This window comes from Knoellia sp. p5-6-4 (genome assembly GCF_029222705.1).
In the GTDB taxonomy this organism is placed as follows: Bacteria; Actinomycetota; Actinomycetes; order Actinomycetales; family Dermatophilaceae; genus Pedococcus_A.
Genome location: NZ_JARGZF010000001.1, coordinates 1,333,128 through 1,346,349, shown reverse-complemented (window position 1 = coordinate 1,346,349; position 13,222 = coordinate 1,333,128). Strand labels below are relative to the sequence as shown.

The following is a 13,222-nucleotide window of genomic DNA, read 5'->3' as shown; positions in this document are numbered from 1 at the left end:
CGCCCGGTGCCGAGGGGCCCGGGCGCTGTGCCGAAGGGGTGGCGGGATGAAACTGATGGAGCGGCTGTTCGACAACGCCTGGTACGTCGCCAGCGCGGAGGAAACCGCGCGGGCTGACCTCGCGGCCGAGCTGCTTCGGGCCGAACAGGCGCATGACGTGGCGGTCGCCGAGGTGCAGCGCGCCCGGGAGGTCTCCTACGCGGCGGTGGCGGTGGCCCTGTCGAGCCTGAACTCCACCCTCGCCGCCCTGGGCCGGGCCCAGACCAAGGCCGAGGCTGCCGCCCGCTGCACCGACATCGTGGACGGGCACGCGTTCAGCGTCACGCGCATCCGCGGTGTCACGGGTGCGCCGGAGGTCGTGGTCGCGTCCTGCACCCTCGAGCGCACCGCGACGCTGCGATCCCCAGAGGGCAGCGACGTCTGGACGGCGCGGCTGCACGACCCTGCAAGCGGTGGTGTCCCCGCCTCGGTCTACCTGGCTGCCGACGCCGGCGAGTCGTTCGAGCAGGCCTGCCGCTGGGTGGCGACCGGATCGCTGTAGCACTGCAAGCTCATCCACGACGGGTGAGCCGCGCAGCCGGGGTCCTTCCTAGCGTGGTGGTGACGTCTGGAGGTGGGTCGGGCGTCCGCCAGCGGCGTCCGACAGCGGGAGGAGCATCCGGTGCTCATCGTGGCCATCCTCGTCATCGGGCTCTCGGCCGGCTGGGCCGCCCACCTCCTGGTGGGTCGCGGCCAGCCGAACTACGGCCGGCTGTTCCTCGTGGGCATCGCAGGCTCCCTCGTCGGCGGCCTGGTCGGCAGCCTCCTGTTCGGCGACGGCCTCGAGCTGCGCCTGAGCGGGCTCGTGGGCTCGATCCTCGGGGCCATCCTCGTGCTCGTGGTGCTGAACAGTCTGGGAGCGGGGACGCCCAAGCAGCAATCGCGCCACTGACCAGTGCCCCACCGGTCAGTGCAGCTGTGACTTCAGCGCGATCATCACCAGCCCGAACAGCCCGGCCACCAACGACGACGCCACCCGCTCCCACGGCGTGAGATGGCCGTTCCTGCCCATGGCCCAGCCGGCGATGCAGAGCAGCGCCGTGCTGCACACCAGCGCCGACAGCACCGCGCCGTACAGCTCGACCCCGAGCAGGGTGAGCACGGAGAGCACCGCGAGCGGCAGGTAGGAGGCGGTGACCATCTCCCAGCCGTTGGTGAGCTGGCTGCGGGCCTGCGCCCAGGTCGGCCGATGCCCCTGGTGGATGCGCTCGGCGACCAGCCGCGCGTAGCGCTCGGCACCCCAGTAGATGACCATCGTGACGAGCACGGCGACCACCACCGCCAGGGCGGTCTCGGCATGGGCGGAGGCCATGACGGCGGCGCTGACGATCACCCCGTAGATGGTGGCTGCGGTGTTTTCCTCGGTGGGGCGGGACCGGCGAGCGGAGGCCATGCTGCAGCGTCTCCGCACGCCGGCGGTCGTGGCAACCTCCCCGCGGATGATTTCAGGTGGCGCGGCCGATGATCTCCTCGGCGACTCGCTCCGGCTGCGTCTCCGGCAGCCAGTGCCCTGCGTCGAGCTCGACGAACCGGTAGTCCGACGCGACGTACCGGGCGGTGCGCTGCGCGGCCGCCCGCCCGAGGGCGGGGTCGGAGCTGCCCCACACGTAGGTGGTGGGCACGGCGATGCGCCGGTCCACGGCCGCGTACCGCCCGCCGCCTCCCTGCCGTCCCGTGCGGGTCAGGGCGCGGTACCAGTTCAGCCCCCCGGTGGCCGCGCCGGGCTCACGGAACCGCGCGGCATACCGCTGCGCGTCCTCGCGCGGGAGCCCGCTCCTGCGGAGCACGAGGGGCAGGCCCGCCCGCAGCACCAGCTCGGGCAGCACGGGCACCTGGAAGGCCGCCATGTACCAGCTGCGCAGTCCCTGGTCGCCGTGGCGGAAGGCCCAGGCCATGGCGCGGTGGTGCGGGGTCGAGAGCACCGTCAGGCTCCGCAGCCGGTCAGGGTGCCGCTCGGCGAAGGCCCACGCCACCGAGCCGCCCCAGTCGTGCCCCACGAGGTGGGCCTGCTCGACGCCTGCCTGGTCCATCACCGCGCGGACGTCACCGACCAGCTCGCGCATCCCGTATGCCGTCGTCGCCGGCGGGCGCGCATCCGGCGAGCAGCCGCGCTGGTCCGGCGCGAGCGTGCGCAGCCCCGCCGCGTGGAGCAGGGGTGCGACGCGTCGCCAGGCCGTGTGGTCCTGGGGCCAGCCGTGGAGGAGCACGACGGCATCGCCCTCCCGGGGGCCCTCGTCCCACACGTCGAAGGTCAGCCCGTCCCGCGCGCACCTCTGCATGCGGGCGACGCTACCGGCGCACAGCCCGGCCGGGACCAAGGGCCCTCCCACCCGCGGGGAGCCCGCTCCTAGCGTGGCGGGGAGGGGCTGGAGACGGGAGGTCTTGCCATGTTCAGCGACCGCCGCGACGCGGGCCGACAGCTCGCCCAGAGCCTCAGGCGCTACCGGGGTCCAGACACCCTCGTCCTCGGACTGCCCCGCGGGGGAGTGCCGGTGGCGGCCGAGGTGGCCGCCGCCCTGGGTGCGCCTCTGGACGTGGTCGTCGTCCGCAAGCTGGGCGTGCCCTACCAGCCGGAGCTGGCGATGGGCGCGGTCGGCGAGGGCGACGTCATGGTCGTCAACGACGAGGTCGTGCGGCACCTGCACATGAGCGAGGCCGAGCTGTCGATGGTCGCGGCCCGGGAGCGGCAGGTCGTCGCCGAGCGTGCAAGGCGCTTCCGTCCCGACCACCCGGCGCTGTCGCTCGCCGGCAAGGTCGCCGTCATCGTCGACGACGGGATCGCCACCGGGTCGACCGCCCACGCAGCCTGTGCCGTCACCCGTGCCGCAGGTGCCGAGCTGGTCGTGCTGGCCGTCCCCGTGGCCCCGGCCGACAGCCACCCGGAGCACTGGCCCGAGGTCGACGAGTTCGTCTGCCTCCAACGCCCCCACCGCTTCTACGCCGTGGGCCAGTTCTACGACGACTTCGGCCAGACCACCGACGACGAGGTGGTGGCCCTGCTCAAGCTGGCCGCGGCTGCGGCCGCCCCCGTGGAGCAGGCTGCGACGGGCGGACCCGAGCCGGTGCGGCACATCGCGCCCGAGCACCCAGCCCTCGACGAGGATGTCGACATCCCCGTGGCCGGCACGGCCCTCCCGGGCCATGTCACCCTCCCGGCGGGGGCGGGCGCCATCGTCCTGTTCGCCCACGGCAGCGGCAGCAGCAGGCACAGCCCGCGCAACCGCTACGTCGCCACGGTGCTGCAGGAGGGTGGGCTCGGAACGCTGCTGTTCGACCTGCTCACGCCGGCCGAGGAGGCGCACCGCTCCAACGTCTTCGACATCGACCTGCTCGCCGAGCGGCTGGTGACGGTCACCGACTGGGTCGTGCGCCAGCCCTGGGGAGCGCCGCTGCAGGTCGGCTACTTCGGCGCCAGCACGGGAGCGGCCGCCGCGCTGGCCGCGGCAGCCGTCCGGACCCGGCAGATCGCGGCGGTGGTCTCACGCGGAGGGCGCCCCGACCTGGCGATCCCGGTGCTTGACCGGGTCACCGCGCCGACGCTGCTGATCGTCGGCAGCCACGACGAGATGGTCCTGGAGCTCAACCGCAGGGCCCAGCGGCAACTGACGTGCGAGTGCGACCTGGCCGTGGTGCCCGGCGCGACCCACCTGTTCGAGGAGCCGGGCACGCTGGCCCAGGCGGCCCGGCTGGCCCGCGACTGGTTCCTGGGCCACCTCGCGGTGCGGGGGTCCATGACGGCGTGAGCGTCGTTGCCCACGGACCGAGCCGTGGCATCGCCCTCGGCTGCCGTGCGCGACAATTGAAGGGTGAATGACCCGACCCGCCGCGCGCACCCCCTGGGCGGGCGGCGGGCCTGGTCGGTGTACGTAGCGGCGGTGGCGGTCTACGTCCTCGCGGTGTTCCACCGCAGCTCCCTCGGGGTCGCGGGGCTGCTGGCGGCCGACCGCTTCGAGATCGCCGCCACCGAGCTGTCGATCTTCACGATGGTGCAGTTGTTCGTCTACGCGGCGATGCAGATCCCCGTCGGCGCCCTGCTCGACCGGTTCGGGCCCAAGCGGCTCCTCATGACGGGCGTGGCGACGATGACGGTCGCCCAGTTCGCGTTCGCGTTCGCCGACTCCTTCGGCATGGGCATCCTCGCCAGGGTGGCGGTGGGGGTCGGCGATGCCATGGTCTTCGTGCCGCTGCTGCGCCTGGTCGCCCTGTGGTTCCCGCCGGTGCGCATCCCCATGGTCACCCAGCTCACCGGGTTGCTCGGCCAGATGGGCGCCCTCGTGGCCGCCTCCCCCCTCGTGGCTACGCTGCACCACTGGGGGTGGACCCCGTCGTTCGCGACCGCGGCGGCGGTCGGGGTGCTCCTCGGCATGCTCCTCGTGCTGGTCGTGCGCGACTCGCCCCATCCCGACCACGAGCTCGACCAGATCAAGGTGCGCGCCCTGGCCCGTGCCCTGCGCGCGGCCTGGTCGACCCCCGGCACCCGGCTGGGCCTGTGGTCGCACTTCACGGTGCAGTTCGGCGCCACCGTGTTCGCGCTGCTGTGGGGCTACCCGTTCCTCGTGGCGGGGCAGGGCCTGGAGCCAGGCGCTGCCGGGTTCCTGCTCATCCTCATGACGCTCACCGCCGTGGTCTGCGGTCCTGCCATCGGCACCTTCGTAACGCGCTACCCGTTCTCGCGGTCCACCCTCATGCTCGGCATCGTCGGCGCCATCGCCGGCGTCTGGGCGATCGTGCTGCTGTGGCCGGGTAGGGCGCCCCTGTGGCTGCTCGTGGTGCTGGTCGTCGTCACCGCGGTGGGCGGACCCGGGTCGATGGTCGGCTTCGACCTGGCCCGCACCTTCAACCCTCCGACCCGGGTCGGCAGCGCCACCGGCATCGTCAACGTCGGCGGGTTCGTGGCCTCGCTGTCCACGGTGATGCTGATCGGCGCCGTGCTCGACCGGGTGGCCCCTGGTGGGCCGGCGACCTACACCGTCGACTCGTTCCGGGTCGCCATGTCGGTGCAGTACCTCGTCTGGGTGGTCGGCGTCGTGCAGATCCTCCGCTACCGCCGGCTGGTGCGCCGCGACCTGCGCGAGAACCGGCCCGAGGTGTATGCCGCGCTGCGCGCCGGCGAGGTGCGGCTCCCCTCCTGAGGTGGCCGCCTTCCGTGGCAACTGCGAGTCTGTGACCGATTCGCAACGTTTCCCGCCATGGTGCGCCGCGGATCCCCCTACCTGCTGAAACGAACGCCACGGACGTCGTTTCGAGTCAGGACTCGGGGACCGCCGAACTGCTGTGACGGCTGGGGTTCCTGTGAAACCCGGCTCTACGCTCGTGCGTCAGCGGAGGCCGGATGATCGAGGCCCCCTGCACCGGCGCCCACGTCCGCGAGGCCACCATCTACCGCTCCGACCTGTTGCCCTACGGCGGCCGGGTGGGCTGACCGCTCGCGCAGGTCACACGTCGTGGAGCGGCCTCTCCTTGGTCGCCAGCTCCTCGGACGCCTTGGCGCTCGCGCGCTGGGTCTCCTGCTCGGTGTGCGCGACCGGCGGCTTGGCCTCGTGCTGGTTGGCCAAGGTCCAGCGGGCGGTGGTCATGCCGGCCTCCTTGGCGCGCTGCAGCGCCTCGGTGACGCACTGCTCGGCCTCGGTGCGACCGACCCAGTGGGCGCCCTCGACGGACTTGCCCGGCTCGAGGTCCTTGTAGGTCTCGAAGAAGTGCTGGATCTCGAGGCGGTCGAACTCGCTGATGTCGTCGAGCTCCTTGATGTGCGCCTGGCGCGGGTCGCCGGCCGGGATGCACAGGATCTTGTCGTCGCCACCGGCCTCGTCGCGCATGTGGAACATGCCGATCGGGCGGGCGCGCACGATGCAGCCCGGGAAGGTCGGCTCCTGAAGCAGCACGAGCGCGTCGAGCGGGTCGCCGTCCTCGCCGAGGCTGTCCTCGACGTAGCCGTAGTCGGACGGGTAGCTCATCGCCGTGAAGAGCAGCCGGTCGAGGCGGATGCGTCCCGTCTCGTGGTCGACCTCGTACTTGTTGCGGTGACCCTTGGGGATCTCGATGGTGACGTCGAACTCCACGACGGCTGCCCCTTACTCTCGGTGGTGCACTGGTGTCTCTAGGTGGTGCGTGACCTAGGCTCGCGGGCAAGTGTCCCGTATCCACGGTCGATGAGCATGAGGGGGTCGTGTGCGCCGACTGGTCGCGGTCCTGCTCGCCCTCGTGCTGCTGCTGGTCGGATACGGCGCCCTCGACGTCCTCGACCTCGCCCCGGGCATCCTCACGCGCGATGCCGCGACCGGCCCGCTGCCGGAGCCGGAGCCGACGGGGACGCAGACCGCCGGGCCGGCGCCCACCCTCCCGCGGACCGACGACACGGCGACCCCGCTCCAGGCGGCTGCCCTCTCGGCGCCGGTGCCCGCCCCCACCGTGCTGCGCCGCGAGCTCGCCGACGAGCTGGCCGCCCCGGCCCTCGGCGACTCCATCGGGGTGACGGTGCGCGACGCCTTCACCGGCGACCACCTCCTCGACATCGACGCCGAACGGCCGCGCGTGCCGGCCTCGACCGCCAAGATCCTCACCGCGCTCGCCGTCGGGGTGACCCTGGACCCGGCCACCACCCTGCCCACCCGGGTCGTCCAGGGCCGCAGCCCCTCCGAGATCGTGCTCGTCGCGGGCGGCGACTCGCTCCTCGCGCGGGGGAAGGGCAGCCCCACGGCGGTCGCCGGCCGCGCCGGCCTCGGCGACCTGGCGGGCCAGGTGGCCACCGCCCTGCAGGCAGCGGGTACCGGGGCGGTGACGGTGCGGCTCGACATGACGTATGCCGCCGGGCCCCGGTACGCGCCGGGCTGGACCACCGCGGACGTGGACGCGGGCTTCACCCAGGGCGTCTCCATGCTGGGGCTGGCGTCGCAGCGGCCACGCCCCGGCAAGCCATCGCCGTCGGTGTCGGAGGACGCCGTGCTGGAGGCGTTCCTCGCGGCCCTGGGCAAGGCGGGCATCACGGCCAAGGCCGCCCCCGACGGCACTCGCGCCCTGGCCGCGGCAGCCGACGCCGCCGAGCTGGGCCGAGTGGAGTCCGCACCGGTCGGCGACATCCTCGCCCTGGCGCTCGACGACAGCGACAACGCCCTGACCGAGTCGCTGGCCCGGCAGGCCAGCGTGCAGGCCGGCGGCGGAGCCGGCTTCGAGGCCGCGACGGCCCTGGTGCGGCGCACCGTCGCCGGTCTCGGGGTCGACCTCAGCGGCGTGCGCCTGAAGGACACCAGCGGCCTCACGTCCGGCCAGGCGATCCCGGCACGGGTGCTCGGCGACGTGCTCGCCCTCGGCGCCAGCGGCACGGTGCCGTCCATGCGTGACACGCTGTCCCAGCTTCCCGTGGCGGGCCTCGACGGCACCCTGTACGACCGGTTCGACGAGCCGGGCAGCCGCTCCGCCGCCGGCCTCGCCCGGGCCAAGACCGGCACCCTGACCGGCGCCAGCAGCCTGGCGGGCACGGTGGTCGACCGCGACGGCCGGGTGCTGACCTTCGCCGTCGTCGCCGACCGGGTGCCCGGGGGCTTCCCGGGCACCGTCGCCGCCCGGGCGGCGCTGGACCGGTTCGTGGCGGCCCTCGCGTCCTGCGGCTGCCGCTGACCTACGGTGGGGAGATGAGCATGAGCGACACGAGCGACCCCGGCCCCGCCGGGGCGGGTCCCGGTCCCGTCGACTGGGAGTTCGCCAAGCAGGCGGGGGCGCGCATCGTGCCGGCCGGCCCCAAGGTGAGTGCCGACGAGGCGGCCGGGGTGGTGGCGTCCATCCACCGGGCCGCCGCCCGGGCCCAGCAGCCGGTGGCCGAGACCGCCCGGCTGCACGCCCCGGGGGAGGCTCCGGCGCCACTGGTCGTCGATCGTCCGACCTGGATCGGGCTCAACGCCGACTCCATGTCCGCGATGGTCGACCCGGTGTTCGCCCAGATCGTCGGGCGCCGCAAGCAGCAGTCCTCGGCGGCCGTCGCCGCGGTGGGCGGCAAGGTGACCGGCGGCGAGGCGGGGGCGCTGCTGGCCTTCATGGCGAGCAAGGTGCTGGGGCAGTACGACCTGGCACCGGGTGGCACCCCGCGCCTGCTGCTCGTGGCCCCCAACGTGGTCCACGTCGAGCGCCAGCTCGGCGTTGACCCCGACGACTTCCGCCTGTGGGTCTGCATGCACGAGGAGACCCACCGGGTGCAGTTCACGGCGGTGCCGTGGCTGCGGGAGCACATGATCGAGCGGGCCCGCTCCCTCGCCAGCGAGATGGCCCCCGACCCGGGCAAGCTCCAGGACGTCCTCAGCCGCCTCTCCCGCCAGCTGCCGGAGGCCTTCAAGAGCGGCGGCACCGGCATCACCGAGCTCATCGCGACACCCGAGCAGCGCGAACGCCTCGCCCAGATGACGGCCGTCATGTCCCTGCTCGAGGGGCATGCCGACGTGGTGATGGACGAGGTCGGCCCTCAGGTCATCCCGTCGGTCGCCGAGATCCGGGCCAAGTTCAACGAGCGGCGCAAGGGCGTGGGGGCCTTCGACCGCCTGCTGCGCCGGCTTCTGGGCCTCGAGGCCAAGATGCGTCAGTACCGCGACGGCGCGGTCTTCGTGCGCTCGGTCATCGACGAGGTGGGCGTGGACGGCTTCAACCGTGTGTGGACCTCCCCGGAGACGCTGCCGCTGCCCCGGGAGATCGAGGAGCCGTCGGCGTGGGTGGCCCGCGTCCACGGGTGACGTCGCGGTGACCCCGTGACCGGCCCGCACCCGGTGGTGGCGGCGGTGCGCCTCGCCGTCCGCTCCCTGCTCTGCGACCTCGATCCGGGCTCGATGGTCCTGGTGGCCTGCAGCGGTGGGGCCGACTCGCTGGCGCTGGCCTCGGCGGTGGCCTTCGAGGCGCCCAAGCTGGCCGTCGGGGCCGGCGCCGTCGTGGTCGACCACGGGCTCCAGTCCGGCTCGGCCGACATAGCCCGGCGCGCCTCACAGCAGTGCCGTGCCCTGGGCCTCGACCCGGTCGAGGTGGTGCCCGTGTCGGTCGACCCCGGCAGGGGCGGGCCGGAGGCGGCCGCCCGGTCCGCGCGCTACGTCGCCCTCGACGCGGCCGCCGAGCGGCTCGGGGCCGCGCTGGTGCTGCTGGGCCACACCCGCGACGACCAGGCCGAGCAGGTGCTGCTGGGCCTGGCGCGCGGCTCCGGAGCCCGCTCCCTGTCCGGTATGCCGGCGCGACGCGGCCGCTACGCCCGCCCCCTCCTCCACCTCTCCCGCGCGCAGACGGCCGCCGCGTGCGCGGCGAGCGGGCTGGAAGCGTGGGCGGACCCGCACAACGCCGACCCGGCATACGCGCGGGTCCGCGCCCGGTCGGTGATGCCGGCGCTCGAGGCGGCGCTCGGGCCGGGGGTCGCCGCCGCCCTGGCCCGCACGGCGGACCGGCTGCGCGAGGACGCCGACCACCTCGACGCGCTGGCCGGGGCGGCAGCCGAAGCACTGGGCGAGGGGCCGTTCGCTGTGTCCGACCTCCAGGCGGTGCCGCGGGCGGTGCGCACGCGTGCCTGGCGCCTGCTCCTCATCGCCGCGGGGGCCCCTGCCGGCCAGCTCGCGTTCTCGCACGTCGAGGCGTGCGACGCCCTGCTGACCCGCTGGCACGGCCAGGGGCCGATCAGCGTCCCCGGCCCGGTCGCCGTCACCCGCTCGGGCGGCCGGGTGTCCATCGCCGCCCGCTCTCGGGTTGAATAGGCAGGGCCGACCGGCCCGAGACTTCAGGAGTTGAACGTGGACGCTGCCCACATGGGAGCCGATCTCGAGAAGGTGCTCATCACCGAGGAGGAGATCCTCGCCAAGCTGGAGGAGCTCGCCAAGGAGATCTGGGCCGAGTACGAGGGCAAGGACCTGCTCCTGGTCGGCGTCCTCAAGGGCGCCGTGATGGTCATGGCCGACCTGTCCCGCGCCCTGCCCGGCACGGCCCCCGTCGACTGGATGGCCGTGTCGTCCTACGGGTCGGGCACCAAGTCCTCCGGCGTGGTGCGCATCCTCAAGGACCTCGACACCGACATCACCGGCAAGCACGTGCTGATCGTCGAGGACATCGTCGACTCCGGCCTGACCCTGTCGTGGATCAAGGCCAACCTCGAGTCGCGCTCGCCGGCGTCGGTCGAGATCTGCACGCTGCTGCGCAAGCCCGAGGCGGCCAAGGTCGACATCGACGTGCGCTGGGTCGGCTTCGACATCCCCAACGAGTTCGTCGTCGGCTACGGCCTCGACTACGCCGAGCGCTACCGCAACCTGCGGGTCGTGGGAACCCTCGCGCCGCACGTCTACTCCTAGGGCCCCACCCGAAGGGATCCAACCCGTCGGTTTCGGTGGCGGAACACCCGTGCGGGCTGCATCGTTGACCCCCACAGGCGGCGGTCACGCCGGTGTACCGTCGTCACTACGTCGTGTCCCGTCGGGGCGTCGGCGCGTTCGCTGATCGAGCAGGAGGCACGGGGTGGCAGCACCCCGCACACACATGGATTTCAAGCGCATTCTCCGGACCCCGTTGTTCTGGGTCATCGTGGTGGTCGCCACCACCCTCATGGTGTTCTCCTTCAGCGACAGCGGCGGCTACACGCGCATCGACACCTCGGCGGCCGAGCAGCTGATCGCCGACAAGAAGGTCGAGCGCATCCAGATCACCAACAACGAGGTCGTCGACCTCGACCTCAAGTCCGGTGAGAAGTACTCCGACGGCGAGAACATCAAGGACGCCACCAAGGTCCGCACCCAGTACGTCGAGGCGGCCGGGCCCGAGTTCGTGAAGCTGGTGCAGGCCAACGAGCCGCCCGGTGGCTACAACATGGAGGTCAAGGACACCAACCCGCTGCTGGCCCTGCTCGGGTCGCTGCTGCCGATCATCATCCTGCTCGGCCTCTTCTGGTTCCTCATGTCGCAGATGCAGGGCGGCGGCTCGCGCGTCATGCAGTTCGGCAAGTCCAAGGCCAAGCTCGCCACCAAGGACACCCCGAAGGTCACCTTCGCCGACGTCGCCGGTGCCGACGAGGCGGTCGAGGAGCTCCACGAGATCAAGGAGTTCCTGGCCGAGCCGGCGAAGTTCCTCGCGGTCGGCGCCAAGATCCCCAAGGGCGTGCTGCTCTACGGCCCTCCCGGCACAGGCAAGACCCTGCTCGCGCGCTCCGTCGCGGGCGAGGCGGGCGTGCCGTTCTACTCGATCTCCGGCTCGGACTTCGTCGAGATGTTCGTCGGTGTCGGCGCCTCGCGCGTGCGTGACCTGTTCGAGCAGGCCAAGGCCAACGCCCCGGCCATCATCTTCGTCGACGAGATCGACGCGGTCGGCCGCCACCGCGGCGCCGGCCTCGGCGGCGGCCACGACGAGCGCGAGCAGACGCTGAACCAGCTGCTCGTCGAGATGGACGGCTTCGACGTCAAGACCAACGTCATCCTCATCGCGGCCACCAACCGCCCCGACATCCTCGACCCGGCACTGCTGCGCCCGGGCCGCTTCGACCGCCAGATCGCCGTCGAGGCGCCCGACATGATCGGCCGCCACCGCATCCTCGAGGTGCACTCCCAGGGCAAGCCGATGGCCACCGGCGTCGACCTGCTCGCCGTGGCGCGCCGCACCCCGGGCTTCACCGGCGCCGACCTGGCCAACGTGCTCAACGAGGCCGCCCTGCTCACGGCGCGCAGCGACCAGAAGCTCATCGACAATGCGGCCCTGGACGAGGCCATCGACCGCGTCATCGCCGGCCCGCAGAAGCGCACCCGGATCATGTCCGCCAAGGAGCGCAAGATCACGGCCTACCACGAGGGCGGCCACGCCCTGGTGGCGGCGGCCATGAACCACACCGACCCGGTCACCAAGGTGACCATCCTGCCGCGCGGCCGGGCCCTCGGCTACACGATGGTCATGCCGACCGACGACAAGTACTCGACCACGCGCAACGAGATCCTCGACCAGCTCTCCTACGCCCTCGGCGGCCGCGTCGCGGAGGAGGTCGTCTTCCACGACCCCACCACCGGCGCCGCCAACGACATCGAGAAGGCCACCGCGATGGCCCGCAAGATGGTCACCGAGTACGGCATGAGCGAGCGCGTCGGCGCGATCAAGCTCGGCCAGAGCCAGGGCGAGGTCTTCCTCGGCCGCGACATGGGCCACCAGCGCGACTACAGCGAGGACGTCGCCAGCGTGGTCGACGAGGAGGTCCGCCGCCTCATCGACGCCGCCCACGACGAGGCCTGGCACGTCATCAACGACAACCGCGCGGTCCTCGACCACCTCGTGCTCGAGCTGCTCGAGAAGGAGACCCTCAACGCGGCCGAGCTCGCGGAGATCTTCTCGTCGGTCAAGAAGCGCCCCCTGCGCCCGACCTGGCTCTCGAGCGAGACCCGTCTGCTGTCCGACCAGCCGCCCGTGCTGACGCCGGCCGAGCGGGCCGCCCAGAACGGTGGCCAGAACGGGACCGCCCAGAGCGCCGACGGCTCGCAGTCCACGGCCGACGCCATCGACGAGGCGGCCCAGGCGGGCGCCTACCCGCACAAGGAAGAGCACCCCCCGGCGAAGGTCATCGAGGTCCCCGAGGGCGGCCATGTCGACCCCAACTCGCACTGAGGCCGAGGGCGACGCCGTCGGGGCCCGTAACGCGATCGACTTCGAGCGGGCCGAGGCCGCCGTCCGGGAGCTGCTCATCGCGGTCGGGGAGGACCCCGACCGCGAGGGGCTGCTCGAGACCCCCGCCCGGGTGGCCCGCGCCTACGCCGAGACCTTCGCCGGCCTTCGGATGACGCCGGAGGAGGTGCTGTCGGCGACCTTCTCGATCGAGCACGAGGAGATGATCATCGTGCGCGACATCGAGGTCTACAGCACCTGCGAGCACCACCTCGTGCCCTTCCACGGTGTCGCGCACGTCGGCTACATCCCGGCCCATGACGGCCGGGTCACCGGGCTGTCGAAGATCGCCCGGCTCGTCGAGGTCTTCGCCCGCCGGCCGCAGGTGCAGGAGCGGATGACCACGCAGATCGCCGACGCCCTCGTCGAGCACCTCGGCGCCCAGGGCGTGATCGTCGTCGTGGAGTGCGAGCACCTGTGCATGTCGATGCGCGGGGTCCGCAAGCCTGGTTCGCGCACGATCACGTCGGCGGTCCGCGGCCAGCTCCGCGACCCGGCGACCCGCGCCGAGGCGATGGCGCTGCTGCAGGGCGGCCAGCGCTGA

General features: G+C 72.8%; 13 protein-coding genes. 10 read left to right on the top strand and 3 right to left on the bottom strand.

Annotated features, from left to right (window positions below; translation table 11 throughout):
- The first annotated feature begins 46 nt into the window (after positions 1-46).
- Positions 47-541 (top strand): hypothetical protein, encoded by a 495-nt coding sequence (locus P2F65_RS06510; protein WP_275805314.1) that lies wholly within the window; start codon positions 47-49, stop codon positions 539-541.
- 120 nt (positions 542-661) lie between these two features.
- Positions 662-931 (top strand): GlsB/YeaQ/YmgE family stress response membrane protein, encoded by a 270-nt coding sequence (locus P2F65_RS06505; protein WP_275805313.1) that lies wholly within the window; start codon positions 662-664, stop codon positions 929-931.
- A gap of 15 nt (positions 932-946) precedes the next feature.
- On the opposite strand, the gene P2F65_RS06500 is transcribed toward P2F65_RS06505, so the two are convergent.
- Together P2F65_RS06500 and P2F65_RS06495 are read right to left on the bottom strand one after the other, a co-directional pair.
- On the bottom strand, positions 947-1,432 hold the full coding sequence (locus P2F65_RS06500) for a hypothetical protein (protein WP_275805312.1): 486 nt from the start codon (positions 1,430-1,432) through the stop codon (positions 947-949).
- A gap of 52 nt (positions 1,433-1,484) precedes the next feature.
- Positions 1,485-2,318: an alpha/beta fold hydrolase gene (locus tag P2F65_RS06495; protein WP_275805311.1), complete on the bottom strand. Its 834-nt coding sequence runs from the start codon at positions 2,316-2,318 to the stop codon at positions 1,485-1,487.
- A gap of 108 nt (positions 2,319-2,426) precedes the next feature.
- On the opposite strand from P2F65_RS06495, the gene P2F65_RS06490 reads away from it, so the two are divergent.
- Both P2F65_RS06490 and P2F65_RS06485 read left to right on the top strand, forming a co-directional pair.
- Entirely contained in the window at positions 2,427-3,782 is a 1,356-nt protein-coding gene (locus P2F65_RS06490; protein ID WP_275805310.1) for a phosphoribosyltransferase family protein, read from the top strand.
- A gap of 63 nt (positions 3,783-3,845) precedes the next feature.
- The gene (locus P2F65_RS06485) at positions 3,846-5,171 is read left to right on the top strand and encodes an MFS transporter (RefSeq protein WP_275805309.1); all 1,326 of its coding nucleotides are present in this window, start codon (positions 3,846-3,848) and stop codon (positions 5,169-5,171) included.
- Positions 5,172-5,474: 303 nt separating this feature from the next.
- On the opposite strand, the gene P2F65_RS06480 is transcribed toward P2F65_RS06485, so the two are convergent.
- On the bottom strand, positions 5,475-6,098 hold the full coding sequence (locus P2F65_RS06480) for an inorganic diphosphatase (RefSeq protein ID WP_275805308.1): 624 nt from the start codon (positions 6,096-6,098) through the stop codon (positions 5,475-5,477).
- A 109-nt stretch (positions 6,099-6,207) separates the two neighbouring features.
- Here P2F65_RS06480 and P2F65_RS06475 point away from each other — a divergent pair, with 109 nt between their 5' ends.
- The 6 genes from P2F65_RS06475 to folE all read left to right on the top strand — a co-directional run bounded on the left by P2F65_RS06475 (position 6,208) and on the right by folE (position 13,222).
- Positions 6,208-7,653: a D-alanyl-D-alanine carboxypeptidase gene (locus tag P2F65_RS06475; protein ID WP_275805307.1), complete on the top strand. Its 1,446-nt coding sequence runs from the start codon at positions 6,208-6,210 to the stop codon at positions 7,651-7,653.
- Positions 7,654-7,673: 20 nt separating this feature from the next.
- The gene (locus P2F65_RS06470; protein ID WP_275805305.1) at positions 7,674-8,753 is read left to right on the top strand and encodes a zinc-dependent metalloprotease; all 1,080 of its coding nucleotides are present in this window, start codon (positions 7,674-7,676) and stop codon (positions 8,751-8,753) included.
- A gap of 15 nt (positions 8,754-8,768) precedes the next feature.
- Positions 8,769-9,749: a tRNA lysidine(34) synthetase TilS gene (gene tilS / locus P2F65_RS06465; protein WP_275805303.1), complete on the top strand. Its 981-nt coding sequence runs from the start codon at positions 8,769-8,771 to the stop codon at positions 9,747-9,749.
- Positions 9,750-9,785: 36 nt separating this feature from the next.
- Positions 9,786-10,337: a hypoxanthine phosphoribosyltransferase gene (hpt, locus tag P2F65_RS06460; RefSeq protein WP_275805301.1), complete on the top strand. Its 552-nt coding sequence runs from the start codon at positions 9,786-9,788 to the stop codon at positions 10,335-10,337.
- A gap of 184 nt (positions 10,338-10,521) precedes the next feature.
- Positions 10,522-12,621 carry an ATP-dependent zinc metalloprotease FtsH gene (gene ftsH / locus P2F65_RS06455; RefSeq protein ID WP_275805299.1) on the top strand — a complete coding sequence of 700 codons (2,100 nt, stop codon included), beginning with the start codon at positions 10,522-10,524 and terminating at the stop codon, positions 12,619-12,621.
- Complete coding sequence (folE, locus tag P2F65_RS06450) at positions 12,599-13,222, top strand: GTP cyclohydrolase I FolE (RefSeq protein WP_275805297.1); 624 nt, start codon at positions 12,599-12,601, stop codon at positions 13,220-13,222. The genes ftsH and folE overlap by 23 nt, the downstream gene beginning before the upstream one ends.

Bases quoted from the DNA above. Each gene is read 5' to 3' on its own strand.
- P2F65_RS06510 (WP_275805314.1), top strand. From the start codon at position 47: ATGAAACTGATGGAGCGGCTGTTCGACAACGCCTGGTACGTCGCCAGC.
- P2F65_RS06500 (WP_275805312.1), bottom strand. From the start codon at position 1,432: ATGGCCTCCGCTCGCCGGTCCCGCCCCACCGAGGAAAACACCGCAGCC.
- P2F65_RS06495 (WP_275805311.1), bottom strand. From the start codon at position 2,318: ATGCAGAGGTGCGCGCGGGACGGGCTGACCTTCGACGTGTGGGACGAG.
- P2F65_RS06490 (WP_275805310.1), top strand. From the start codon at position 2,427: ATGTTCAGCGACCGCCGCGACGCGGGCCGACAGCTCGCCCAGAGCCTC.
- P2F65_RS06470 (WP_275805305.1), top strand. From the start codon at position 7,674: ATGAGCGACACGAGCGACCCCGGCCCCGCCGGGGCGGGTCCCGGTCCC.
- ftsH (WP_275805299.1), top strand. From the start codon at position 10,522: ATGGATTTCAAGCGCATTCTCCGGACCCCGTTGTTCTGGGTCATCGTG.
- folE (WP_275805297.1), top strand. From the start codon at position 12,599: ATGTCGACCCCAACTCGCACTGAGGCCGAGGGCGACGCCGTCGGGGCC.